Raw genomic sequence first — 25,568 nt, 5'->3', positions numbered from 1 at the left:
CGTTTATTTAAAGCATACATAACTGGTATACCGGTCTGCTAGTAAGTAAATATTTGTATATTTACATGCTTTTCTAGGTTCTTATAAATAAATTAGAATTAAAAAAGTCAAAAATAGTGTATTTCCGGAACGATAGCTCAAGCATAAATTTACGTCGCATTTTATGTTTTTTGAACAACAATATTTTAGAAAACTGCTTTATGTAAAGACATTATGTAGTATCACTTTATAAGAAGGTAAAACAGCGTTAGAATATACTTTGCGATACAACTAGAAAGGAAGTTTAATAGATGACGACAACGAGAAGTTTTCGAACAATCACTCCTTCCTATGATCCGTGGGAAGCATATATGGATGTTGAAGAACATGGCAAGATGACCTTATCAAATGTAGAATTTACGACGACTACACTTTGTAACATGCGCTGTGCACATTGTGCTGTCGGTTATACGTTACAAACTCAAGATCCAGAAGCGCTTTCAATGGATCTCATATTAAAGCGGTTAGATGAAATTCCACATCTTAGAACACTAAGCATTACTGGTGGGGAGCCAATGATGTCCAAAAAATCGGTCAGAAATTATGTTGTTCCCTTGCTTGAATATGCTCATAATCGTGGTGTGAGAACACAGATCAACTCTAATTTAACATTACCTTATAGTAGGTACGAATCCATTATTCCTTTTTTAGATGTCTTACATATTTCACATAATTGGGGCACAGAGGAAGAATTTGCGGAGACAGGATTTGCCCGTATGGAGCGAAAGCCATCAGAAGAAAACCGTAAAAAATATTTCGAACGAATGGTAGAAAATTCAAAAGCTCTTTCAAGAGAAGGTGTGATGGTATCCGCAGAAACGATGTTAAATAAGCGCACATTTCCTTACTTAGAGCAAATTCATGATCATGTGATGGAAATGGGATGTGCTAGACACGAAATTCACCCTATGTACCCAGTAGACTTCGCTAGCAATTTGGAAACTCTTAATTTAGAAGAGATTCGCACAGCTATTACACGTTTACTTGATTACCGAAATAACCAGGCATGGATGCTGTTTGGAACATTGCCTTTTTATCCGTGTAGTTCCTCTAAGGAAGATTTGGAATTGTTACAACGATTATATAGTGAACAAAATGTAACGGTAAGAAATGACCCCGATGGTCGCTCTCGTTTAAATATTAATATTTTTACAGGGGAAGTGATTGTCACTGATTTTGGTGATGAGCCTTCATTAGGTAATATTCAACATACATCTTTACCAGATGCCTATTCTCGTTGGATGGATACCAAAACAGCTAAAAGTTTAAACTGCCATTGTCCGGCTGTTAAATGTCTCGGCCCGAACATTTTAGTTAAAAATACATACTATCAGGATGTTGATTTTCAGCAACGAAAGGCTAATACTAGTCTTTAGGTATCCGAAGAGACGAAAGATTTTATAGTTTGGCTGTTTTCTAATTCCTATATGGGGTTTTAAAGCAAGCATAATATCAGTGGAGGAAATACACGGAGACTCCTGTCGGGAAGCCCCCACAGTGAGTGGTTTTCTCTCGGGGAGGTTCATCTCGAGCCCTTTGGTGCGCGAAGTGTATTTCCGAAACGGCAACCCAAGCATAAATTTACGTCGTAGTTTCTATATATGTGAAAAGTGTCTATAGTTTAAAAGGTATTAGGTGGCAAAGTTTCATGCCGCCTAATACCTTTTATTCATGTCAATTGCTGTTCTGCAAACTCACGATACAATGCGTGTGATTGTATTAGTTCTTGGTGATTTCTTACATTAAGTTCAGATAAGCGCCAGTATACGATTCTTTTACATTAGAAATTTCTTCAGGGGTACCTTGTGCAATGATTTTTCCTCCAGCGATTCCCCCCTCTGGGCCAAGATCGATCACCCAATCAGCTTCACGAATCAAATCACTATTATGTTCAACAATAATGACGGTATTCCCTGCATCTACAAGTCGATTTAGAAGTAAAAGTAATTGTTTTACATCTGTCGGGTGTAAGCCTGTTGATGGTTCGTCCAATAAATAGAGTGTATGGTTGGTCGTTTGTTTGTTTAATTCTTTTGCTAGCTTTAGTCGTTGTCCCTCACCACCGGATAACGTTGTGAGCGATTGACCCCATTTTAAATAGCCCAACCCAATCTCATTTAATAATTGAACAATTGGAAATAATTTTTTGTGATTGTGAAAAAGTGGCAAACTTTCCTCTATCGACATATCTAAGATGTTAGAAATGGAATATCCCTCGTAAGTTACTTGTAAGATATTTTCTTTGAAACGTGAGCCATGGCAAACAGGGCATTGTACTTCTATATCGGGAGAGAAATACATGGTTACCGACACAAATCCAAGACCTTGACAGTTCTCACATCTTCCACCAGGAGTATTAAAGGAAAAGTCTTTCGGCTTCAGTTTAGTTGCCTTCGCTTCAGGCAGACTAGCAAATAGGTTTCGAATTAATGTAAAAGCCTCAGTGTATGTAGCGACATTTGAGCGCTGCATACGACTTAAAGGTGATTGATTTACCGTAATTACTTTATTGATTGCTTCGAATCCAGTGATCTCCTCACAATCCTGATATACACCACTCTCACCGGAAGCAAGGACATCAAATATTAACGTTGATTTACCAGATCCTGATACACCTGTAACAGAGACAAGAGAACCAAGTGGAATAGACGCAGTTACGTTTTTTAAATTATGCTTAGTTGCATTATGAATGGTTAAAAATTGTCCAGTTCCTTCTCGACGCTTCTCTGTTGGAAAAGAATTATCTCTTAAAAACGATCCCGTGATAGACTGCTCTTGTTTCATTAACTCAGACAATGTACCTTCACCAACTACAGTCCCTCCATGCACTCCTGCACCAGGCCCTATGTCAATAATATAATCCGCCTCTTTCATCACATCCAAATCATGCTCAATAATAAGAATTGTATTTCCCAAGTCTCTAAGCTGCTTCATAATTGTTACTAATCCTTTTGTATCTTTTGGATGTAGTCCTAACGTTGGTTCATCGAGAATATAGAGAACTCCTGTTAGCCCTGAACCAAGAATGGATGCTAGCCGTAGGCGCTGTGCTTCCCCTCCAGAAAGTGTTATGGTCTGTCTGTCGAGTGACAAATATCCTAATCCTACATGGATAATTCGTGTTACTTTTGAAATTAAATCAAGTAAAAACGTTTCAACAACCACTAAATCTTCAGACGTAAGTGACTGTTGAAGCTCCATTAACCAAGAATACATGGCTTCGATAGATAAGGTTGAAACATCTGTTATTGGGGTTCCCGCTACTAGTACTTCTCTACTCTCCATTTTAAGCCGATTACCGTTACAATCGGGACATGGTTGGGAATAGAAATAAGCCGTTTCACCGGAATTCCCATTCTTTTCTTTGTATCTTCTCCACATCCCTGTAAGAATTCCTTCAAACTTACCTTTCCCAACAGTTTTAGGAGGTTTTACATCTGGAAAATGGGATGAAAAGATTTTGCTTTCCACACCGTAATATAATAAGTCTCGCTGCACATCATCGAAATGTTTTAAAGGAAGATTTTCATCGAACGGAATTCCGTAGTAATCAGAAGCCACTTTTAAAATATTCCTTTGGTAGTCACCGTACGATCCGTTCCAAATGCCAATCGTAACACAGCCTTCTTTTAGACTTAATTCTTCTTTGAACACAGATTCTAAATGAATGTCAACCACATTGCCAAGACCACCACACGTTGGGCACGCACCTTCTAGCGTATTATACGAAAAGTGTGAACGTGTTAGTTTTTCTAAACGTTGGTGACAATTTGGACAGTGAATATATTGTTTATAGTCAGTTGAATCTAGGTCTTCTCCCTTTTCAAAGGTAGGTTGAATTGTACTCTGGCAGTTAGGACAAATACGTTCTCCAAGTTTTTCATAAATCAATCGTAAATACGTGTACATATCCGATATGGTTCCAACTGTTGACCGTGGGTTTCGATTTGTAACATGCTGACCGACACTAATAGAGGGGGATAAGCCAACCATAGAATCAACTTTTGGTTTACTGAAACCATCTGTTGCCATCCCCATTGACTCCATATATTGCCTTTGGCTTTCTCTTTGCAACGTATCCATCGCCAATGTCGATTTTCCAGATCCAGATGGTCCGGTCAATACGACTAGCTTATGCTTGGGAACCGAAAGTGTAATATTTTTTAAATTGTTTTCACGTGCACCTTTGATTATGATTTTATCCTTCATGTTTAATTCCTCCTTTATCAAATAGTTTGTTTATAAGTTAATTGTATAACATTAATGCAAGAACAAAGGTTCATAAAAAGAAACTTTGTGATTATGGTATACCTAAGGAAAAAATCCGTCATGGTACTTTAAAGTTTTTTGATAATGTTTTAAAGTATTATAGAGGTGAATTTTATAATGGTTAAACCGATTGATATTGCTCGGAAATTAAATATTAGCACAAGTGCTTTACGGCATTATGAGTCATGGGGGATCGTTCCGGAAGCCGAGCGTGCGAAAAATGGATATCGAATTTATACTGAAGAGCATGTGGCCTATTTTGATTGTATTCGGGCAATGAATAGCGGGTTTGGTATGGATCTTGTTCGTAAAATTATGCCTTTAATACAAGAAAATAAAGTGACGGATGCACTCTGGCTTGTTAATGATGATCAGGTACAATTGTCTAAAGAAAGACGTAAGGTTGAGAAGGCACTTCAAGTACTAGAGAATGAGGGACTTGAACGCTTTTCCGCCAAAAATAATAAGGGATGGTATTCAATTGGGGAAGTGGCTAAAGAGATTGATGTAGCAAGCTCAACTCTGAGGCACTGGGAGAAAGAAGGGTTGATCGAACCACATCGTGACTTGGAAAGTGGGTATAGGAAATACAGTCATGCTGATGTTCACAAACTATTAATTATTCGTACTCTCCGTTTAGCTGTGTATTCACTTGATATTGTCCGTGAGGTTTTAGAAGAAGTCGATCAAAATAATATAGAACATGCTATAAAAATTGCGAGAGACTCTTTAATTCACATGGATAACTTAATTGTCGAACAGCTTCGAGGACTACATTATTTATATAGGTTGTGTACGTTTATTAAAAAGTAAAAAGCCAATGAGAAACATTTACAGTCTATCATTGGCCACATCCTATTAGTCCCCCATACTCATACCTTTAACGGTCACAACTGTTATAAACACAGTCACACAAATGATTGCAGTACATACGACTAGTGCTGTTGGTAAACTCATTTTTATCTTCCCCCTTTACGTATTGTTACATTGCTGAGGTCAACATCAGAACCCTTCAGAAAGTTATACGTTAGTTGATCCATTGTTGATCCATTAAAGTCAGCCTTTTTTAAATCGTTTGCTCGGAATTGGACATTTTTCAATGTTGTATTTCTAAATGAAGTCCTTTTTAATGTTGAACTTTCAAAAATAGTTTGATTAAACGTTTCACCGTCAAAAATCAGACAAGATAAATTACATCTTTTAAAGTGAGTCCTATTATAAATGCAATTATTAAAGGTAGCTTTGTTTAGATTTGAGTTACTAAATAGCGCTTTTGTCAAATTTACGTTTTCAAATATACATTCCGTTAAGTTACTTCCTTTAAATGTGCTGTTTTTCAAATCTGAATTACTGAAATTGGAGCGTCTTAAATTGCTATAATTGAATTTGCTATCGTGAACCGAAACGGATTGGAAATCGGATTCTGTTAATCGTTGTTTCGAGAAATTCATTTGAATTGTCCGCTCGAGCTCATCGTATGGAAGATTAAGTGTGTCAATAAGCTCTGATACATCCCCGATCGATTCAATGGACATTTGATAAGCCTCTTGATCATTGTAACCATTTTGTTTATGGTCATTATATTTCTCAAGTAAATTTTGCAACAGTTCTTCTTCAAGCTCATTTGCACTTTTTACATGTTGATAAGGTGCGAAAATAGTGTGGACATATGCCTTTAATTGTTCATTCATGTTTCAACTTTCCTTCCCTACAGGAGCTGTTCAAGAATTAACTTGGCTAGCTCCCAGTTTTCTTTATTTTGTTTATATGCTTGTTCGCCAATTGAGGTAATCTTGTAATATTTTCTTCGTCCACCTTGATTAGCGTCACCCCAATAGGAACTAATCTTTTTTTCCTTTTCTAAACGTTTTAGACTTGAGTACATTGTTGCTTCCTTTAATTCGTAAGTTTCACCTGAATTCGCGAAAATTAGTTTGGTAATTTGATATCCATATTTATCTCCACTAAGTAGGAGTTTTAAAATCATTGTGTCGGTATGCCCGCGAAGCAGGTCAGACGACAGTTTTCCTTGAACCAAATCATCATCTCCTTGCGAATAATATACAATATAATACTATGACAGTCAAGGTAATGTGTTAAATAATGCATTAAATCAGTCCAGAGTCGTAGAAGTTCTACTTTAGGAGTAGGGCTTTTTTGTGCTTGAATTTCAGTCATGAAGCCGACGACTAGGAGTTAAACTCGATGTATCATATCAATTGTAAGGAAGTTAAAGGTCGAGGAGGGAAAATTTCATGGTCTATAATGAAGAATTGTATAAAAGTATTGCTGAAGCGCGTATTGAAAAGATAAAAAAGATGACATATGGAAACAATAAGAATAGGAATAAGAAATGGAACTATGTTAATAGACGAAAAAAGAAAAGAACACCCTAACTAGAAAATGCTAAGCTAGGATGTTCAATAATAGGACTAATTACTTGTATCTTCTTTTGGACCAGTCTTACCTGAAACAAACCATCCAATTATAGCGATGGCGAGAAGGACTCCCCAGAAGGTAATTGTCCATCCTGTGGTGTGAGGGAAGTCTTCAGCTAAAATGCCTACATGACTTAGTGTAATAACAGCAAGTTTTACCCCAACCCAAGCAACAATCATGTAAGCGGTTGTTTCAAGGCCAGGTCGATCATCAAGAAGTTTAACAAACCAGTTTGCTGCAAATTTAATTAAAACTAATCCGGCTATTCCTGCAATCAATACAATTATGAATTGTCCTCCGTCCATTCCACCGAAATCTGGTAACGGTGTTTCTGGAAGAACGATTGCAAGCGCTACTGCCGCAAGAATCGAATCAATCGCAAAGGCAAGGTCCGCTAACCCAATTTTTGCAACTGTTGGCCAGAAGCCTTTACCAGCAGATTCTTCTTCTAGATCGTCTTTTTCATCCTTCTCTGAACCGAAGACGTTTCCAATTACATGCTTTAACCCTAAATAAATCAAATAAGCCGCACCTATTGCCTGAACCTGCCATACATTTGCTATAAATGATATTGCAAAAAGGGCAGCAAATCTAAAAACAAATGCCCCAATAATACCGTAATTTATTGCTTTCTTTTTTTGTTCATCTGGCAGGTGTTTCGCTATTACCGCCAGAACGAGTGCGTTGTCAGCAGACAAAATTCCCTCTAGTCCAATTAGTATTAATAATGTCCATCCATATTCTAGCCAAATTGATTCCACGTAGAATACTCCCTTCTAAAATAAAAAAAATAGAGGCTTTTACCAGTTAATGTTGGTAAAGGCCTCTAATTAAAAATAAGACCTTTACCATCATTGGCAAAGGTCTTGCTAACAACACCGTAAGTTGCCAGTAAAGCCGAGAGTGAAATGTGCACTCTGTAATGACGACTATACTGTTAAAGCTACTCCCCTTTGAAATTCTATTATTATTAAATCATTTTATTAATCATATGTCAATAATTATCAATGGTGAGTACCTTTCCCAATAAATATTTTTAGCCTTAAATTAAGTTTTATTCATTTTCTTCAGGGATAAGACGTATAGTCATTTCCTGCAAGGGACTGGCCTGATAGCACTCTAATAATCCATTATCTACAATATCTTTTTTAGAAATTACTTTCTGTTTTAGCTTAATCAAAGTTGGAGCCCTCAAAGGGAAATCATGCATAATAATTGTTTCTTTATTTATCCATTGTAATTGTAGATTACGTTGACCAAAAATGTTGAGTGAGGAGGGGATAGGAATCCCATCTTTATAAAAATGATGTTCGTTTTCTTTTGATATACCGGGTTCATTTAAACAAATATATAATGATAAACTATCACCGAGTTTTAGCAGCCCGTAATGAAATTCAAACAATTTTTTATTGAAATTCGGAATGGAACGAATGATACGTTGCTGACGACTTTCTTCCTGTTGAACAAATTTTTTTCCTTCCTGGGAGGTGTCATGTATGAGAAACTGCGTGTAATGGCGACTACATAAAAGTGCAGCATACGAATCAACGTTTTCTACTAAATCTATTCCATACTTATAAAACACAAGCTTTGATAAAGTGGGAAAGTCCATAAATGAATACGGTGATTTCTTTTGGTCATTCCAAAAAGGTTGTTTGTCAACCGGTTGCCAGCCACAATCATGTTTGAAAGTCGCGTATTCAACGGACTTCTTAAGCTCTTGTCCAAGAAAAAGAGAATCTTTCCAATTCGTTATGATTTGGCCAGAAATATGAGCGTGGTTATCTTGTTCAATCATGACAAAATCATTTTGACGCTCGCGTATAATCATCTAAGGTCATCCTTTTCGTTTCATAATATTATCAGTATATAAAGTATACGAAAAAATAAATAGAAAGACCAACTATATAACCGCCATTCTAATTGTAGAACAGCGGTTATAACTATTAAGAGAACTTAACTCATATCTGCACGTGGTGCGCTGTCGAAATCAATCTCTTTGTGTGTACCATCACAAAAAGGTTTGTTGGAGGAATGCCCGCAGCGACACAGAGAAACTGCCTTCTTCGTTTTAAATGTGTTCCCATCTGCATCTACTACCTCATACGATCCAGTCACAACATAAGGACCATTGTCACTCACTTTAATAGTTGAGTCAGCCATCATAACACCTCCTGTACATATTTTGTACCAAGCTTATCCATAATAAACAAAAACGTGTCTAGTGCTTTATTGACAAAATTGAGGAGCGTCAGGCACTAAAGGAGGCGAAGAAGTGAAGGCTTCTGATTTGGTTGTACGGTGTTTGGAAAATGAGGGTGTTAAGTATATTTTTGGTATTCCAGGGGAAGAAAATACGGATCTTATTGATTCACTTATTGGTTCCGATATTGAATTTATCGTGGTCCATCATGAGCAGGCTGCTGCATTTATGGCAGACGTTTATGGTCGTTTAACTGGGAATCCAGGTGTTTGTCTAGCCACACTTGGACCAGGCGCAACAAACCTTATGACTGGAATCGGTGACGCTTATTTAGACTACTCACCAGTAGTAGCTATTACAGGTCAAGCTGGTCTTGAACGCATTCATAAAGAATCGCATCAATATGTTGATATTGTAAGCATGTTCGAGGAGATAACAAAATGGAGCCAGCAGATTCGGGTTGCTCATACAATTCCAGAGATTATTCGTAAAGCATTTAAAAAGTCAGTCCTTGATAAACCGGGTGCCGTTCATATTGAATTACCGGAAGATATTGCGATGATGGATACAGAAGGTGAGCCACTTCCAGTTACACCAATGCCCATATCTAGTCCAGCTGAAGATGAAGTTAAAAAGGCAGCTCAATTAATCAATCGTGCAAAACGACCGATTATTCTTGCTGGTAATGGTGTAATTCGTGACGGCGCCTCAGACGCATTACGGGATTTTGCTGAGACTAAGAATATCCCAGTTGTAAATACATTTATGGCAAAGGGAGTATTACCATCTGATCATCCACTTACGTTATATACAGTTGGAATGCAAGCGAAAGATTATGTATTATGCGGTTTTGATCTAGCCGATTGCATCATTACCGTTGGATATGATTTTGTCGAGTATTTACCAAAATACTGGAATGATGAAGCAATGAATCCAATTGTTCATATTGACACTTTACCAGCTGAAATTGATGCCTATTATCCACTTGAGGCAGAATTGATTGGGGATGTAAAAGAGGCATTGGAAGCTTTAAATTCTCAAGTTAAACAAAAGCAGCTTTGGTCGGAAGTAAAACAATTAAAGTCACAACTTGTTGAAAAGCTACATGCGTCTGATGAGGCATCAGGTAGCCCGGTAAAACCACAGCGGATTATTGCAGATATAAAAAAAGCAGAGAAGGGTGAAGCAATTGTAATTTCTGATGTTGGTGCACATAAGATGTGGGTTGCTCGTATGTATCAGCCGGAAAAACCGAATCACACGATTATATCCAATGGCTGGGCGTCAATGGGTATTGCTGTTCCAGGGGCAATTGCGGCTAAATTAGCTAATCCGAATAATCCAGTCATAGCAGTGACTGGCGATGGTGGTTTTCTTATGAATGGTGTCGAATTGGCAACTGCAAAACGACTCGGAGTAGCTATGGTAATTATCATTTTTCATGATGCTAAATATGGATTGATTGAATGGAAACAACTGAATAAATATGATCGATCTAATGCAATTGAATTTACAGACCCTGATTTCTTAGAGTTTGCTAAAAGCTTTGGTGTTAAAGGAATTAAGGTAAAACATTCGGATGAATTATTACCCGCATTGGAAGAGGCACTTGCTAGCGAGGATATTGTATTAGTAGACGTTGATGTAGATTATTCGGAAAATGTAGAGTTATCCAAAACGCTTGGTGATTATATTTGTAAGTTATAGGTGTTTAAATCATTGGTTAAGGAGGGAATTCAGATGAAGGAAAAGTGGCAATTATGGATAGGCGGAAAATGGCGTGAAGCAAAATCATATGAGTCATTAAATAATCCTCATACAGAGGAGGAATTGGCACAAATCGGACAGGCAGAACCAGCAGACGCAGTAGAAGCCATTGTCGAAGCACATGCAGCATTTCAAAAGTTTAGGACGTATCCAGCTCATGCACGTGCTAAAATTCTAGCGAAAGTAGCAGCACTAATGGAAGAACGCAGTGAAGAATGTGCAAAAATTATTGCACTTGAAGGGGCAAAATCGATTCGCAATGCACGTGAGGAAATTAGCCGTACTGTGCAGACATATCGCTTTTCAGCAGAAGCAGCAAAAAGTAATTATGGTGAGCGTATACCAATGGATGCAGCAGAAGGAGGAGAAAACCGTTTTGGATTTACAAAGCGTACGCCGCTTGGAGTGGTGACAGCAATAACTCCTTTTAACTTTCCATTTAACCTTGTTGCACATAAGGTGGGACCAGCAATTGCAGCAGGAAATTCAATTGTTTTAAAACCTGCAGAACAAACACCATTAAGTTCACTATTTCTTGCGGAAGTTTTTAAAGAAGCGGGTCTTCCTGATGGTGTATTAAACATTATTCCTGGTAAAGGTGATGTTCTGAGCGAAGCATTAACAACCCATCCACATGTCAAAAAAGTTACTTTTACGGGAAGTGTTGAAGTGGGTCACCTTATCCAGCAGCAGGCAGGATTTCGCAAACTTACACTTGAGCTTGGATCAAATTCACCGTTTATTATTGATGAAGGAGTGGACATTGACAAGATTATTGAACGTAGTGTTATGGGGGCTTTTTCTTATAATGGTCAAGTATGTATTTCGATTCAACGAATTTATGTCCACCAATCACTTTACGAAGAGTTTTTAGAACGGTTTGTGGCTCGTACCAAACAGCTTGTGGTCGGATCACCAATGGATGAGAAGACAAATATAACAGCTGTTATTTCGAAAAAGTCATTAGAACGTTTGCAAAGCTGGTTGGAAGAAGCGATTCAGGAGGGGGCCAAGCTTGAATGTGGTGGTAAGGTCAAAGGAAATGTGATGAAACCCGCTGTATTAACGAATGTAAATCGTGATTCAAAGGTGTTTCGATATGAAGTGTTCGGTCCTATTGTCTCTATTTTCCCATTTGATACGTTAGATGAGGCTATTGAAGATGCTAATGACTCTCGATATGGATTGAATTCAGGATTTATGTCACCAAGCCTTGAACGTGCATTCTATGCTGCTGAACGGCTTGAAACGGGTGGAGTCATTATCAATGATATTCCAACATACCGGATAGATAACATGCCATATGGCGGCTGGAAAGACAGTGGTGTTGGAAGAGAAGGTGTCAAATATGCTATGAATGAAATGATGGAAGAGAAGTTTATCAGTATTAAGACGGGTGATGAATAAAATTTTTGATGAGAGGTATCTCCAAATGCTCTGGTGGAGATACCTTTTTTTAATACAAGAGGCAAAAGCCGAATTAATGGTTGTGAACGCTAAAAAAATAGAATAAGTACCGAATAATTGATATAAGTGCCGAAAAACCATCCCGAAAACCGAATTAACGGTCATAAACACCGGTTAATAATGAGGGTGGCTTGTATCTTATTATTATTTGACACCTCATTTATAACAGGACAAACAACTAAAGAATATCATATATATAGTTTATAAATGGGGGAGAATTTAGATGCAAATACATGTAGTGAGACGCGGTGAATCATTATGGCAAATAGCAAGGAGTTATGGTGCCGATCTGAATCAAATTATAGTAGTGAATGAGCTTCAGAATCCTAATATGCTCATAGTTGGTCAGGCGCTTGTCATTCCAGAAGTAAATCAGGAATATGTAGTTCAAGCGGGTGACAACTTATGGACCATAGCCAATAGATTTGGTGTGTCTGTTCAAGAGCTTGCGGCGGTAAATAATATTACGAATCCTTCACTAATTTTTGTTGGTGATATGCTAGAACTTCCATATTCTATTCACCAGGTACGGTTAGGTGAAACATTGTGGGGCATCGCTGAAACCTTTGGAGTGACGATTAATCAAATTCTACAGGTAAACAATATTGCGAATCCTTCGTTCATATATCCAGGTCAGACATTGAGAATTCCGATTGCAGAAAAAACAGTTACGGAGATTAATGCATATTCAACGCAAATTAATGAGCAAGGAAGTCAGGAAGTGTTTACAATAGGAAGACACTTAACATATCTATCACCATTTATGTATAGTATTCAAACTGATGGGTCTATTACAGAAATGCAAGAAGAACCATTATTGGAAGCGGCCAGAGCGACTAATGTTTCACCGCTTCTTGTAATCACAAATTTTCAAGAAGGGAATTTTAGCTCTGATTTAGTAGCAACCATTTTACGGAACCCAAGTCTACAAGAAACGTTAATTACGAACATATTAGAAGAAATACGTACGAAAGGTTATACAGGGTTAAATATTGATTTTGAATATGTCTATCCAGAGGACCGGGAAAATTACAATGCGTTTTTACGTCGGGTCGTTGCAAGATTACATCCAGAGGGTCTAAGCGTATCAACAGCCCTTGCACCTAAGGAATCAGGTGAAATGGAGGGCTTGCTTTATGAAGCCCACGATTACGCTGAACATGGTGAAATTGTTGATTTTGTAATATTGATGACTTATGAGTGGGGTTGGGCTGGCGGAAGGCCAAGAGCTATTGCACCAATCAATAAAGTTCGTGACGTCTTAGATTACGCTATAACGGTTATTCCTCGTAACAAAATTATGATGGGAGTGCCTTTATACGGACGTGATTGGGAGATTCCATGGGTAGAGGGTACTTTAGCTAGAACGATTAGTCCCCAGGAAGCAGTTGATCTTGCTGCAAGATACGGTGTAGCTATCCAATATGACGATACCTCTCAAGCACCATACTTCCGCTATGTAGATGAAGCGGGGCAGGAACATGAGGTCTGGTTTGAAGATGCACGTAGTATGCAGGTTAAATACGATACCATGAAGGATTATGGCCTAAGAGGTGCTAGTTACTGGTCCTTGGCTAATCCATTTCCACAAAATTGGCCAGTTCTACAAGACAATTTTAACGTTAGAAAGTGGTAAAATATACACCTCCTAAACGAGTTAATTTCGGAATGGAGGTGTTTCTTTGTGTTTTATGAAGGAATTTTGTATTGAATATCGAAGTAATGGAAGAGATGTATACGAGGAGGAGCGACAATGAAAAGTCCAATTAATAACAAGGTTAACACGGTTTTTATACCGGTAAGAGACATTGAGAAGGCGAAAGAATGGTATTCCAAGATGTTGGATATTGAAGATGGAGATGTAATGTTTGGGCATCTTTTTGTAGCAGATATGCAGGGGGCGGGAATGGTTTTGGATACAATGCCGATGTGGCGTGATGGAAATGGTGATATTGCTACGTTAAATGTACCTGCAATCCAATTTGGAACAGATGATATACATGCTTCGTATCAGTTTATGAAGGAGAATAACGTAGAATTGGTTACTGAAATTGAGTATAATCAATGGTTTGTGTTTAAGGATCTGGATGGAAATATGTTAATGGTGTGTCAGGACTAGTTAGAAATGAAAAATGACAAGGGACAGTCCCTGTCATTTTTCTACTTTGTAATAATCCTGTGAATGAAAAATTTGGAACCCACAAGATTCATAAAGTCCTAGGGCATGAGAGTTTTTAGCCTCAACCTCTAGAAAAATCGGATAACCTTTTCGGTTCTCAAGAATGATAGATTTGCTTAATGCCTTCCGTCCAATTCCCATACCTTGAAATTGTGGAAGGACTGCAAATCCATATATCCACGCTTCACCATCCGTGTGTGCTATGCGCAGTTTTCCGACGTTTTTTTTATGATAGTCGATCATATAAAATTGCTGTGTTTCATCATTTTTAATCCGTTCATTGTATTGTTTTGCATCGGTTTCAGAGAATCCGAAACATAAAACGTCTAAGCGAACCTCGCTATCAAGATCGTCTGGTTTAGCTTTTCTTAATGTAACCTCTTCATCTGAAAGGAGATCAGTTGTTACCCATTTCATTTGATATTCAGTAAAAGTGTATCTACATGGGTATTTTTCCAAAAAGTTTTGAGCGGTAAATGACGCTGAAGGTGCATTTAATAATATAGTTGTATTGTCATGCTTCGTTATTAGTTTCATAGAAACGGTTAGTAGCCTTGAAAATATACCTTTTCTTCTATAATGTGGGTGTACCATGCCACAGATCTCTATTTTACTTCCAAATCCATAAAGTCCCAGGAATCCAACTAATTCTCCATTTTCATAATGAAAAAAATCATTATTCTCATTATCTTCGCGTGTTCTGAGCATATCCCAGTTTAGCTTTAGCTGAATTTTATCGCGTGAATCGCAAATGCGTTGAAGCTCTTCAATGTCTTTTAATTGTTTCGTAGTAAGCATCATTTTTCCTCATCTCTGTAGATCAGTTATTCTAATTCTAATAAGTCTGCAATAAATTCATTTATATTTCCTTTCAAAACGACACTATGCCCCGTACACAAATATTCTATATTAAATTTGTTGATCGCATTTAAACCTTCGATAAACATATCAAAGTTGTGTTGACTTCTCATTTCCTCACTGTGAGACCAATCTGATACAAATTTCTTAGATTCTTCTATGTACAACTCATACCTCTCTACAACATTATTGCTGATTAATGGTTCTCCAAAGAAACAAATATGGTCACCACGAAATAATGCGTTGCTCCCGCTATGATATAGCAGGACAGAACCATTGGTATGATGTCCAAGGTGAACACATTCTAAATTGTTTATAGTAAAGCCGCTGTCTGGTAGATTCGGATTAATTTTGTTCCTAATTTTCTCTGGTAACAATTCTAAATCTTTTTTATGAATATAGCCTTCTATGTCTTCTAAAGATGAAAAGCCACCTATATGGTCTCTGTGACCGTGAGTAGCTATAAATTTAGAAACGTTTCTTTTGTCAATTCCAATACTTTTCATGGCAGCTTCAAGATGCTCGAAATGTTCTTCTTTACCTGAATCAATGAGCGTTACCTCATTATCTTCGATTAATATATAACAATTATTGTATGATTCCCAAGACTTATCCCAGAGTAAAAAACCGTACAAATTTTCAGTTATTTCCTGGAAATATGTATCCATAAAAAATCACCTTCCTAACTTTTGATATTATAATCTATTAATTCAGTTTAACATAAAATTTTCACAACATTTAATAATTTTATGGGACGAGGGGTCAGACCCTTCGTCCCGTTAACTTCCTTTTTTCTTTTATTAAATCTACTTTTAAAAACAGTAATGCATATAAAACAGTAAAGAAAACATACGTAATCCCTACAAGTAAACTCAATGTCCGTGGTTGAAACGCTTCCAATAAAAATCCTGCTGCCCCCATCGATATCCCTAGGGCAGTATTGGAGATCATCTCAGTCAAGCCAAAGAATGTGCCTTGCTTCGACTTTGGTATTATTTTCATTATTAATGTACTTAAGCAAATATTGCTGATTCCTCCAACAAAGGTGATAAACAAGACAGTAAGAAGTGCAATTCCGAAGTTAGGAACAATACTTAAAAGAATATGTCCGCTTCCTTCCAGTGCGATGAATATAACAATCAATGGCACGAGTTTCCGCTTTAGCATATTTGAAAAAAATGAGCTAAGTATAAACCCTAATCCTAGCGAGGCATAGATCAACCCAACGCCAATATCACCCATTTTAAAAATTTCTAGGGCATACACACTCATCAAAACATTATCTATTCCATTTGCTAAAGGCATAGTAAGACTGATTATAATAAAGGTAATAATAGCGGATGATCCAATTACAAATTTCCATGTTGATTGCCCCTCCTTTAAGGCTTGTGTTGTTTCATTTTTGCTATCTGGAATCTTAAGCTGTAACAAAAGAAGTACCGAAACAAAAAACGTTAAGCTATCTAAAATGAATGGAACATCCAAGCCAAATAAATAAGAAATAACACCACCAGTACTTGATCCAACGACAAGGACAACACCAACCATAATTTGTTCAATTGCATTTACATATAAAAGTCGGTCGTGTTTTACTAATGCAGGAATGGAGGACATTCTTGTTGGAGCGTACAATGCTTCACCAGCTGCAAGAAAGAAGGCACCAACATAGACAATCCATACGTGTTCAGGTTTCTGAACAAGTATAGGTGATAATGCAAATGGGATCCTGAGTAAATCAATTGTTATTAGTATTTTTTTCTTTGAGAATCGATCTGCCAGCATTCCACCAACAGGTGCTAGCAGTAAAAATGGTGCCATACGTATTGCGAAAAGAAGACCAATCGCTACACCCGAACCAGTAACTTGATAGAGTAATGTAAGGATGGCCACTTGGCTAAACCGGTTTCCAATTCCATTAACAATCCCAGACCAAAAAAGCTTCTGATAATTTTCTTCTTGTTTCCAAACAGACCAATTGGTCATCACACACACCTACTTTCAAATCAATCTAATTTAATAATTATCTAATTAGTTTTCCGAAAAAATGACTGACTATATCAGCCACATTTCTTTAGGATTTAATTCATATTCCCCGTTTTGTCTGAACATGAATTGGCATATAATAAATTCTCTTCTTATCGTTGCATAATCATCATGAAATTGCTTAATATGTTCATTAATCTCTTTCTCACTATATGTTCTGCCTTTTTCTAACCCCTTTACAAGGTGTTCTAAAATAATAAGCTTTTTCTTACGTTGAGCTGGGATTGATTTCAAATTGCCATTTGCATCAAGGAAATTCTTTATTACTTTAAACTTTTCCTCATCATCAACCTTAAATGAATCCAATTCTTTTTCGCCTCCAATCTTAATAATTGCCTGTGCCAGTAACTCGAGTTTTTTCTCGTTTAAATGAAAATAGATTGTATTTTTGTCTCGTCGTTGATAAATGACATCGATTTCCCGCAATTTGGTAATGTGATAGGAAATGGTAGGTGGAGTAAGACCTAATTTACCAGCAATTGCTTGCCCATGAAGGGCGCCATCTTTTAGTAAGGCAATAATTTGAATTCTTGTCTTGTCTCCAATTGTTTTGTGAAAATTAACGATCCGATCCAGTTGCATATATGTACCCTCCATTAATCATCTAATTAGATTATAATCTAATTAGATGATTATAACAATAGTTAAAATAATAAACTGCAACATAAAGAAAGTGATATACTAAATAAAATTGAATATTTTTGCCTTATGGTGACTTGTTTAAAAGTTGAAAAGGGAAGTTGGTGAAATTCCAACGCGGTCCCGCCACTGTAAAGAGGAGAATCCTTTTATAACCACTGTTTCAAAATGAGATGGGAAGGAAAAAGATTTGATGATCCCAAGCCAGGAAACCTGCCATAAGGAAGTACATTTAATCCTACGGGGAGATAGGAGGGTGTTACGTTAATTAAGATTTAAAGTAAATAAAAGTCTTTTTAGTGTGCCATTTTTAACATCTTCCAATTTCGGGGGATGTTTTTTAAATTTTTAAGGAGGAAGTAATAGTGGAAAAAATAGCAATACAGGAAACTAAAACCGTACAAACTCGTTTAGTACTACCACCAGATACAAACCATTTAGATACAATATTTGGTGGAAAGGTACTTGCTTATATTGATGAGATTGCAGCTTTAACTGCAATGAAGCATGCTAAAAGTGCTGTTGTGACAGCATCAATTGATTCTGTTGACTTTTTGTCTTCTGCAAAAGTGGGCGATTCATTGACATTGGAGGCTTTCGTAACCTATACAGGGACAAGCTCAATGGAGGTGTATGTGAAAGTGACAGCACATGATTTAATTAGAAGTGAGGAAAGGCTTACAACAGAATCCTTTCTCACGATGGTAGCGGTTAATGAGAAGGGAAAACCAATACCAGTGCCAAAAGTATTTCCAAAAACGGAAGAGGAAAGAAGATTATATACGACAGCACCATCCAGAAAAGAAAGTCGAAAAAGACGAGCAAAGATAAGGTGAAATAAACTATAATAGAATATATTGCTAACTGTTCGGATAAAGGGATGATTTCTTGATTATATGGATTAACGGTACGTTTGGATCAGGTAAAACCACTACTGCCTATGAACTGCATAAAAGATTAAAAAATTCATTTGTTTATGATCCGGAAAGGTTCGGATATGTATTAATGAAAAATGTACCACGAGCTATATCAAAGGATGATTTTCAAGATTATCCTTTATGGCGAGAAGAAAACTTCAAATTGTTGAAACAAATTTCTGAGGGGTATGCTGGAATTATTATTGTGCCTATGACAATTACAAGTGAGGTATATTTTGATGAAATAATTGGTAGGTTGAGAGAGACCGGGAGTTTGGTAAAGCATTTTACATTATCCACATCAATGCAAACGATTCAAAAACGGTTAAGAAAAAGACTTGAAGGTAGAAATTCCTGGGCATACCAGCAGGCTGAGAAACGAATTCAACATTTATCAAGTGACAAATTTAAAGAACATATAAAAACAGACACGATGCCAGTAGAAGAAGTTGTAGAAACTATTGGTACACTGGCTGGTGTTGATTTACTTCCTGACAATCGGACTACATTAAGAAGGACGATTGATAGGCTACGAATTAGTCTGAAGGAAATTGGATTGTTTAAATAGTATGGTTTAGGTTTCCTATCGCCCATCCATTTCACGAATCGTTTTTATAAAAAGCTCCCTAAACTTCTTTTCATCCTCAGCGGTAAATGCCTTAGGACCTTTTGTGCGTTTGCCGCTTTTTCTAGCCATTGCACTTGCATAGCGTGTTTGCAAAAGTTGATCAATGTTATCATTCGTATAGGTAAAGCCCTTGTGATGAAGGATTATACATCCCTTTGCTAATCCAAGTGAGGCGAGACCATAATCTTGTGTGATAATAATGTCTTTTTTTCGAGCCAATTTCATAATCCGATAATCTGCGGCTTCTGCACCAGTATCAACGTAGATTGTTTCTACACCTGGTGGTTGCTCGGTATTGGAAAAATGGGAAAAACTTTTCACAAGAATAACCTGAATATGGTAATCCTTAGCAATGGATATAATCGTATCTTTTACTGGACAGGCATCGGCATCAACGTAAATCTTCAATGTTTTTTCTCTCCTAAAATTGTTTGTTAGTGATAATAATAGCAGAAAATCCTTGTTAGCTCTAGGTTTTAGGTCCTGGAGCTTTTTATATTTAAATAAAATGCATAATATAATAATATACACTTTACAATAGTGTGTGACATACACTATAATGAAAACGGGAGTTGATAATATGAGTGATGCAAATGAACAAATTGATAAATTGATGCAGGAATTGCGGCGTGGAACCATTACGATTGGTGTACTTAGCCAATTGTCGGAACCTCAGTATGGTTATTCTCTTGTTTCTTTGTTAGGGGACAATGGAGTAGACGTGGAGCCTGGTACATTATATCCGCTTCTTAGAAGGCTGGAAAAGCAAGGGTTATTAGACAGTAAGTGGGATACGAATGAAGCACGTCCCCGGAAGTATTATTTACTAAGTTCAACAGGGAAAGAAGTGTATGACCAGCTTTGTGTTGAGTGGAGAAGTATTGTTTCAAGTTTAAATCATTTAATTGATGAAAAGGGAGGAAAGGAAAATGGAGATGATTGAAAGGTATATTTTTGCGGTTACACAAGGATTGCTACAATCACAACGTGAAGATATTGCAGAAGAACTTCGCGGCCTCATTGAAGATATGTTAGATGAGCGCACTCAGGGCAGGAAAGCTACGGATAAAGATGTGGAAGAAGTATTAATGGAATTGGGTAATCCAAAGCTATTGGCACAAAAATACCGAGGATCCAAAAAATATTTAATTGGACCGGAAATTTTTGATTCGTACATTATGGTATTAAAGATTGTTTTGATTTCTGTTGTTTCTACAATAAGTGTTGGATTCATTATACAAATAATACTAGATCCAATTTCTATTTTGGATCATTTCATCGAGTATATTGTTTCATTTGTTACAGTAATTCCAACGGCTTTTGGCTGGACCACGTTTGGATTTGTACTTGGAGAATACTTTGGAGGAGTTAAAGCGAAAGATTTACAATTCGATAAGGAGTGGAGTCCTTCAGACCTAGCGCCCATTCCGGATGAAAAACGGCAAATCAAACGATATGAACCAATTGTAGGTATTACATTTTATACGTTGTTAATGGTAATTCTTGCTTTTTCCAATGAATATTTCGGTGTTTGGGTTTTTCATGATGAATTCTCTGGTGTTGTCCCTTTCTTAAATGAAGAAACGTATGGTTCTTATCTGTTCTTTATTATTCTCATTTTTGGGTTTGGTATAATAAAAGAATGTTTAAAGCTCATTTATGGGAAGTGGACGTTTAGACTTGTCATCTATACTGTAATAGTCAATTTGATCTCATTAGTAACTGTAGTAATTATGATTAATGGTCCAGAATTTTGGAACCCGAATTTCATGCTTGAGTTAACACAAGCAGGCTTACTTTCTGAAGGTAGTGAGGCGTATGGGACAGTAAGTAAGATCTGGGAACAATCCACATTTTGGATTTTTATATTACTAGTAATTGGTTTAATATGGGATGCCATAGATGGGTTTATTAAAATTCGTAAAAGTAAATAAAAAAGTATTTTCAAGAAGCACGTTATTGATTGTGATAGTTTATAATCAATAGCGTGTTTTTTGGAAATGGGGGTATATTTATGAGATTAATCAGGCCATCAGTAGAGTGGGAAGATGAACATAGAAGCTATGTAGAAGAATGGGGCACATCCAGAATGGTACCGAGTAGTTTTGACTTATCGGTTAATGAGACGTATGACGCGTATTTACAGGCGTTAGCAATACGAGAAGCAGGTAATGAAAAATGGCTGCCGAGTACTAATTATTTTCTAGTCGATGATAATGACAAAATTGTTGCTATGGTTGACATTCGCCATAAACTGAATGACTTTTTACGGAATGTTGGCGGTCACATTGGGTATAGTACTCGTCCATCTGAACGAAAAAAAGGATATGCAACATTCATTCTAGCTGGAGCATTGAAAAAATGTAAGGAGTTAGATATTAACCAAGTGCTAGTAACGTGTGATGAAGACAATATTGGGTCGGCTAAAGTAATTATTAATAATGGTGGTATGGAGGATGAAAGTTTTACAGATACGGATGGAACGGTGAAGCGGAGATTTTGGATAGAAAATTAGAGTATTGAGGGAGAAACGGATCATGAAGGTAGATTTGAAGAAGTATCAGGGGAAGGGTTATGGTAAGCTTGCATTAATAGAAATGATTAAGTGGATAAAGGATAAGTTTCCGCAATGTGAAGAAGTACGATTAACGGTTTTTCCAGATAATTATGTTGCAAGGAAGTTGTATAAAAGCTATGGGTTTGTAGCCACTGGTCAAATTTTTGGAGGGGAAGAAGTTTTTAAATTAGTATTATCGAAAATACCATTACAAGATATAGGTGATTAAAATGATTTTAATAGATAAAATGCTAGACTCAGATTGGGTACAGGTTCGGGATATTTATATAGAGGGGATAAACACCGGGAATGCAACGTTTGAGAAGGAAGCACCGACTTGGGAGGAATGGGACAAAGGGCACATATTACAGTGCAGATTAGTTGCGCGTGAGAAAAGTAATGTACTGGGGTGGGCTGCGTTAAGTCCTGTATCAAGCAGATGTGCATACGCTGGTGTGGCAGAGGTAAGTATTTATATTAGTCAAAATAGTACTGGTAAAGGAATTGGAAGTAAATTACTCGAAGCATTAATCGAATCAAGTGAAGAGAACGGGTTCTGGACATTACGTTCAGGTATTTTTCCAGAAAACACCTTTAGTATTAAATTACATGAAAAATTTGGGTTTAAGCTAACTGGTCATCAAGAGCGGATTGGAAAATTGAATGGAGTTTGGCGTGATGTAGCAATCTTGGAAAGAAGAAGCGAAATTGTTGGTGTTGACTAAAAAGGAATCGTGAAGCAGGCATTAGTCACAGCTTCACGATTTTAAATAACTAGATATTTTGGTACCACTTTGAAGCGGCTTCTACTTCATTATAAGTTAACTGATGGCCCCTGTTTTCCCAGCGAAGTTCTACATTTGCATTTGCTTGTTCCAACAAAGAATAAAGGTCTTTAGACTCTTCAGGGGCACAAATTGGATCATTCGTACCTGCTGAAATAAATACATGCTTACCTGATAAATCTGGTAACGTAATGCCTCTTCTTGGAACCATTGGATGATGCAGAATTGCCCCCTTTAAAGCGTTTTGATAATGAAATAATAAACTTGCCGCGATGTTAGCACCATTTGAATATCCAATCGCTATAATGTTGTTACGGTCAAATCCATTCTCTTTGGCTGCCTGATTAAGAAATTCATTTAATTCTTTCGTACGGAAAATTAAATCATCTTCATCGAAGACACCTTCAGCTAATCGCTTGAAAAAGCGTGGCATGCCATTTTCAAGGACATTACCACGTACACTTAAAATAGTTGCATCTTTATCAATTTCACCAGCAAGTGGTAAGAGGTCGCGTTCAGTACCACCTGTACCGTGGAGCAATAGTAACGTTGGTTTCGATGGGTCATTTCCTTTCTGGAATAGGTGCTTCAATATTTATCCTCCTTCCCTTTTTTCAGACCAATTCTTTTTAATGTGTTGATTATTGCCTGCTTTTCATCAGTGTTTATATCTTCAAATATTTTTTCAATTACTTCTTGATGTTTTGGAAAAATTTCATCCATCAATTTCTTTCCCAGATCAGTTATTTGAACATAAACAACTCTTCTATCATTGCTACAAGCAGTACGTGCCAGTAAGTCTCTCTTTTGTAGCTTATCGATAACGTAGGTAATGGATCCGCTATTGATGAGAACTGCGTTGCATATCTGTTGAACAGTTAGGTTTCCTTTATGGTATAATGCCTCTAAAATGGCAAATTCTGTTGTACTCACACCGTAACTTTTAATATCCTTTTTAATTCTTTCTTCAACAGATTTAGCAGATTTCATTAAAATAACAAAAGCTTTTAACGATAAATTTTCACTCATATCATCATCTCCGTGAATTTATTATGAATTAAGGTATTTTGAATTAAAAACAATTTTAATGGTTATTTGATTAGTTGTCAACTTGTGGATTTTAATGAGGTTTGGGAATGCTTTTATAACGGCTCTTTTTGTATAGTTTGTTGCTGTTTATAGAAAATGTGCCATAACAAAAATCATATTGATACGCTGTGACTGCTACGGGAAAATACTACGCTTTCCACGGGCTCGCGCTGAGCCTCATCGCTCGTAAAGACCGCTCCCTGTGGGGTCTTTGCGTCTTCGCTTTCCCGTAGGAGTCACCGTGTTTTCCCTTCGCTTGGATTGAGCTTCTATAATTCCGTAACCTTCATCACTTAAGTTCAGCCACCCCCCCCTGGAAAGCGGAGTGTATACGGGTTGCGGTCAGAAAGTAATAAAGGGTGTTAAATCAACACAGCGTTATTACGTCGCATTTGATATCAACTATTAAGTAAGATAAGATTCAGCATGTGAAAAAGCTACAATCTTCCAAAAAACAGCCTTTATAAAAAACTACCATTTGATTTCTATATCAAATGGTAGTTCATTCTACTTTTGTTTAGTGGCCTCGGTCATTTGATGCCAAATAGATCCCTTTGCGCTTTCTCCGCCTTCAATTCGAGCTAATGCCATCTTCACCTGCATACGTACTTCAAATTCTGGATCTTCTATTGCTTGTTGCAATGCAGGGATAGCTGATTCATCGCCAACTTCATATAGATACATTGCAGCACGCCAGCGTACAAGCCGGTTTGAATCTGATAATGCATTTATCATTTCTGGTATCGCTTCTTTAAAACCAAGATCTGATAAACAATCGCCAGCAGTACGTCGTACATTTACTGCTTTATCTTTTAATGCCTTATATAGAAATGGGAGTACTTCAGGTTCTTCAATCATTCCAAGATAGGCAGTAGCGAGTCTCCGGATTGAAGCTTTTCCATCATCTAGTGCTATATCTAAAACTGGTAAGTCGTCTAACGTAGGGTCCATCCGATCTAAAACCGCATAGCGATCCTTCCAGTTTGGGTTATCAAGCATTTCGAGTGTAACCTTTTTCCCTGACTTTTGTTCTGTAGTAGATTCACCTGCAGAAGCAAGCTTCATTAGTTCGGTCAGTCGTTCTGAATCGTAACTTGCAGCTAACTCGTCAACTACCTCTTGACCTATTTCATCTACATCTCCATAACGCGGGTTTTGTTCCACCCATTTTCTTTCCATTAACATATTATCAGAAGCCTCAGACGCTTCCATTGTTGCATGCATGAATCTATCAGGTAGTCCGAAACGGTGTTCTTTTTCACCATCTTCCAACTTCACCTGTATGGGTATATTTCGAAACTTTTGGATGAAAACCTTAATTTCCCCAAAATGTTCGTCAGTTACTGTAGAGTTATCTATAAATTCATTCGAAACATCCTCTACAGAACCTAATACGTTACGAACTTCTGGAAGAATTTCCTCCCAAGTGATACGCGGATTGCGTTCAAGTGCGATAAAATCTATAACACGATAAATGCCTTTAACTCCATTTATATTAAATAACTCTTGTATATAATTAGGTGCGTTACTAAGATCATCGTTTACCTTATAATTTTCTGTTTTACCATCAGCTAATTGTTCGTCCAAATTGATTTTCATAGAATACGGACTTGGTGTTGGTTCGATTGAGACAATTTTCATTCTATCACCTCTTCATTAATGCTATGACCGATTTTATCAAAGTTAAGG

Annotated in this window: 28 protein-coding genes and 1 riboswitch; of the genes, 14 read left to right on the top strand and 14 right to left on the bottom strand. The window is 37.1% G+C overall.

Annotated elements, in window-relative coordinates; genetic code table 11:
- The first annotated feature begins 290 nt into the window (after positions 1-290).
- Positions 291-1,415, top strand: coding sequence for a radical SAM/CxCxxxxC motif protein YfkAB (yfkAB, locus tag CS937_RS01405; RefSeq protein WP_099156702.1), 1,125 nt, complete (start codon positions 291-293; stop codon positions 1,413-1,415).
- 361 nt (positions 1,416-1,776) lie between these two features.
- Here yfkAB and uvrA read toward each other — a convergent pair whose 3' ends face one another.
- Positions 1,777-4,248: an excinuclease ABC subunit UvrA gene (gene uvrA, locus CS937_RS01400; RefSeq protein ID WP_099156701.1), complete on the bottom strand. Its 2,472-nt coding sequence runs from the start codon at positions 4,246-4,248 to the stop codon at positions 1,777-1,779.
- Between the two features lie 177 nt (positions 4,249-4,425).
- Between uvrA and CS937_RS01395 the strand changes: the two genes are divergently transcribed.
- Entirely contained in the window at positions 4,426-5,121 is a 696-nt protein-coding gene (locus CS937_RS01395; protein ID WP_099156700.1) for a MerR family transcriptional regulator, read from the top strand.
- A gap of 146 nt (positions 5,122-5,267) precedes the next feature.
- On the opposite strand, the gene CS937_RS01390 is transcribed toward CS937_RS01395, so the two are convergent.
- A complete protein-coding gene (locus CS937_RS01390; protein ID WP_099156699.1) occupies positions 5,268-5,999 on the bottom strand; it encodes a pentapeptide repeat-containing protein in 732 nt (243 codons plus the stop codon).
- Between the two features lie 17 nt (positions 6,000-6,016).
- On the bottom strand, positions 6,017-6,346 hold the full coding sequence (locus CS937_RS01385) for a PadR family transcriptional regulator (protein ID WP_099156698.1): 330 nt from the start codon (positions 6,344-6,346) through the stop codon (positions 6,017-6,019).
- A gap of 217 nt (positions 6,347-6,563) precedes the next feature.
- On the opposite strand from CS937_RS01385, the gene CS937_RS19300 reads away from it, so the two are divergent.
- Positions 6,564-6,704: a hypothetical protein gene (locus CS937_RS19300; RefSeq protein ID WP_176555706.1), complete on the top strand. Its 141-nt coding sequence runs from the start codon at positions 6,564-6,566 to the stop codon at positions 6,702-6,704.
- A gap of 36 nt (positions 6,705-6,740) precedes the next feature.
- Here CS937_RS19300 and CS937_RS01380 read toward each other — a convergent pair whose 3' ends face one another.
- The 3 genes from CS937_RS01380 to CS937_RS01370 form a co-directional block, all read right to left on the bottom strand.
- On the bottom strand, positions 6,741-7,508 hold the full coding sequence (locus CS937_RS01380) for a TerC family protein (protein ID WP_099156697.1): 768 nt from the start codon (positions 7,506-7,508) through the stop codon (positions 6,741-6,743).
- Positions 7,509-7,801: 293 nt separating this feature from the next.
- The gene (locus CS937_RS01375; RefSeq protein WP_099156696.1) at positions 7,802-8,578 is read right to left on the bottom strand and encodes a DUF3891 family protein; all 777 of its coding nucleotides are present in this window, start codon (positions 8,576-8,578) and stop codon (positions 7,802-7,804) included.
- Between the two features lie 125 nt (positions 8,579-8,703).
- Positions 8,704-8,910 carry a CDGSH iron-sulfur domain-containing protein gene (locus CS937_RS01370; protein ID WP_099156695.1) on the bottom strand — a complete coding sequence of 69 codons (207 nt, stop codon included), beginning with the start codon at positions 8,908-8,910 and terminating at the stop codon, positions 8,704-8,706.
- A gap of 112 nt (positions 8,911-9,022) precedes the next feature.
- On the opposite strand from CS937_RS01370, the gene CS937_RS01365 reads away from it, so the two are divergent.
- From CS937_RS01365 to CS937_RS01350, 4 genes are all read left to right on the top strand, one after another.
- Positions 9,023-10,657, top strand: coding sequence for an acetolactate synthase large subunit (locus CS937_RS01365; protein WP_099156694.1), 1,635 nt, complete (start codon positions 9,023-9,025; stop codon positions 10,655-10,657).
- Positions 10,658-10,690: 33 nt separating this feature from the next.
- Positions 10,691-12,124, top strand: coding sequence for an aldehyde dehydrogenase family protein (locus tag CS937_RS01360; RefSeq protein WP_099156693.1), 1,434 nt, complete (start codon positions 10,691-10,693; stop codon positions 12,122-12,124).
- A 283-nt stretch (positions 12,125-12,407) separates the two neighbouring features.
- Positions 12,408-13,820, top strand: coding sequence for a glycoside hydrolase family 18 protein (locus CS937_RS01355; RefSeq protein ID WP_099156692.1), 1,413 nt, complete (start codon positions 12,408-12,410; stop codon positions 13,818-13,820).
- A gap of 117 nt (positions 13,821-13,937) precedes the next feature.
- Positions 13,938-14,303, top strand: coding sequence for a VOC family protein (locus CS937_RS01350; protein WP_099156691.1), 366 nt, complete (start codon positions 13,938-13,940; stop codon positions 14,301-14,303).
- Positions 14,304-14,336: 33 nt separating this feature from the next.
- Here CS937_RS01350 and CS937_RS01345 read toward each other — a convergent pair whose 3' ends face one another.
- The 4 genes from CS937_RS01345 to CS937_RS01330 form a co-directional block, all read right to left on the bottom strand.
- Complete coding sequence (locus tag CS937_RS01345; protein WP_099156690.1) at positions 14,337-15,161, bottom strand: GNAT family N-acetyltransferase; 825 nt, start codon at positions 15,159-15,161, stop codon at positions 14,337-14,339.
- Between the two features lie 26 nt (positions 15,162-15,187).
- Entirely contained in the window at positions 15,188-15,889 is a 702-nt protein-coding gene (locus CS937_RS01340; protein WP_099156689.1) for an MBL fold metallo-hydrolase, read from the bottom strand.
- A 94-nt stretch (positions 15,890-15,983) separates the two neighbouring features.
- On the bottom strand, positions 15,984-17,204 hold the full coding sequence (locus CS937_RS01335; RefSeq protein ID WP_099156688.1) for an MFS transporter: 1,221 nt from the start codon (positions 17,202-17,204) through the stop codon (positions 15,984-15,986).
- Positions 17,205-17,273: 69 nt separating this feature from the next.
- Entirely contained in the window at positions 17,274-17,846 is a 573-nt protein-coding gene (locus CS937_RS01330) for a DUF2087 domain-containing protein (protein ID WP_099156687.1), read from the bottom strand.
- A gap of 110 nt (positions 17,847-17,956) precedes the next feature.
- Positions 17,957-18,138, top strand: a riboswitch (cobalamin riboswitch).
- A gap of 130 nt (positions 18,139-18,268) precedes the next feature.
- Between CS937_RS01330 and CS937_RS01325 the strand changes: the two genes are divergently transcribed.
- Together CS937_RS01325 and CS937_RS01320 are read left to right on the top strand one after the other, a co-directional pair.
- Positions 18,269-18,739, top strand: a complete 471-nt coding sequence (locus CS937_RS01325) for an acyl-CoA thioesterase (protein WP_099156686.1) — start codon at positions 18,269-18,271, stop codon at positions 18,737-18,739.
- Between the two features lie 52 nt (positions 18,740-18,791).
- Entirely contained in the window at positions 18,792-19,388 is a 597-nt protein-coding gene (locus CS937_RS01320; protein ID WP_099156685.1) for an AAA family ATPase, read from the top strand.
- Positions 19,389-19,403: 15 nt separating this feature from the next.
- Here CS937_RS01320 and CS937_RS01315 read toward each other — a convergent pair whose 3' ends face one another.
- Positions 19,404-19,856, bottom strand: a complete 453-nt coding sequence (locus CS937_RS01315; protein WP_099156684.1) for a YaiI/YqxD family protein — start codon at positions 19,854-19,856, stop codon at positions 19,404-19,406.
- 172 nt (positions 19,857-20,028) lie between these two features.
- Here CS937_RS01315 and CS937_RS01310 point away from each other — a divergent pair, with 172 nt between their 5' ends.
- From CS937_RS01310 to CS937_RS01290, 5 genes are all read left to right on the top strand, one after another.
- Positions 20,029-20,391 (top strand): PadR family transcriptional regulator, encoded by a 363-nt coding sequence (locus tag CS937_RS01310; RefSeq protein ID WP_099156683.1) that lies wholly within the window; start codon positions 20,029-20,031, stop codon positions 20,389-20,391.
- Positions 20,378-21,382, top strand: a complete 1,005-nt coding sequence (locus CS937_RS01305; protein WP_099156682.1) for an HAAS signaling domain-containing protein — start codon at positions 20,378-20,380, stop codon at positions 21,380-21,382. The genes CS937_RS01310 and CS937_RS01305 overlap by 14 nt, the downstream gene beginning before the upstream one ends.
- A gap of 80 nt (positions 21,383-21,462) precedes the next feature.
- Positions 21,463-21,963, top strand: coding sequence for a GNAT family N-acetyltransferase (locus tag CS937_RS01300; RefSeq protein ID WP_099156681.1), 501 nt, complete (start codon positions 21,463-21,465; stop codon positions 21,961-21,963).
- A 22-nt stretch (positions 21,964-21,985) separates the two neighbouring features.
- Entirely contained in the window at positions 21,986-22,234 is a 249-nt protein-coding gene (locus CS937_RS01295) for a GNAT family N-acetyltransferase (protein ID WP_099156680.1), read from the top strand.
- 1 nt (position 22,235) lies between these two features.
- On the top strand, positions 22,236-22,730 hold the full coding sequence (locus tag CS937_RS01290; protein WP_176555705.1) for a GNAT family N-acetyltransferase: 495 nt from the start codon (positions 22,236-22,238) through the stop codon (positions 22,728-22,730).
- Between the two features lie 49 nt (positions 22,731-22,779).
- Here the strand turns inward: CS937_RS01290 and CS937_RS01285 are convergent, their stop codons facing one another.
- The 3 genes from CS937_RS01285 to CS937_RS01275 all read right to left on the bottom strand — a co-directional run bounded on the left by CS937_RS01285 (position 22,780) and on the right by CS937_RS01275 (position 25,520).
- The gene (locus tag CS937_RS01285) at positions 22,780-23,382 is read right to left on the bottom strand and encodes an alpha/beta hydrolase (RefSeq protein WP_099156679.1); all 603 of its coding nucleotides are present in this window, start codon (positions 23,380-23,382) and stop codon (positions 22,780-22,782) included.
- Positions 23,379-23,819, bottom strand: coding sequence for a MarR family winged helix-turn-helix transcriptional regulator (locus tag CS937_RS01280; protein WP_099156678.1), 441 nt, complete (start codon positions 23,817-23,819; stop codon positions 23,379-23,381). The genes CS937_RS01285 and CS937_RS01280 overlap by 4 nt, the downstream gene beginning before the upstream one ends.
- Positions 23,820-24,386: 567 nt before the next feature.
- Positions 24,387-25,520, bottom strand: coding sequence for a conserved virulence factor C family protein (locus CS937_RS01275; protein WP_099156677.1), 1,134 nt, complete (start codon positions 25,518-25,520; stop codon positions 24,387-24,389).
- Positions 25,521-25,568: the final 48 nt, after the last annotated feature.

Origin of the sequence: Virgibacillus ndiopensis, from assembly GCF_900187325.1 — a bacterium.
In the GTDB taxonomy this organism is placed as follows: Bacteria; Bacillota; Bacilli; order Bacillales; family Amphibacillaceae; genus Virgibacillus_E; species Virgibacillus_E ndiopensis.
This window is presented reverse-complemented; position numbering and strand designations above follow the sequence as displayed.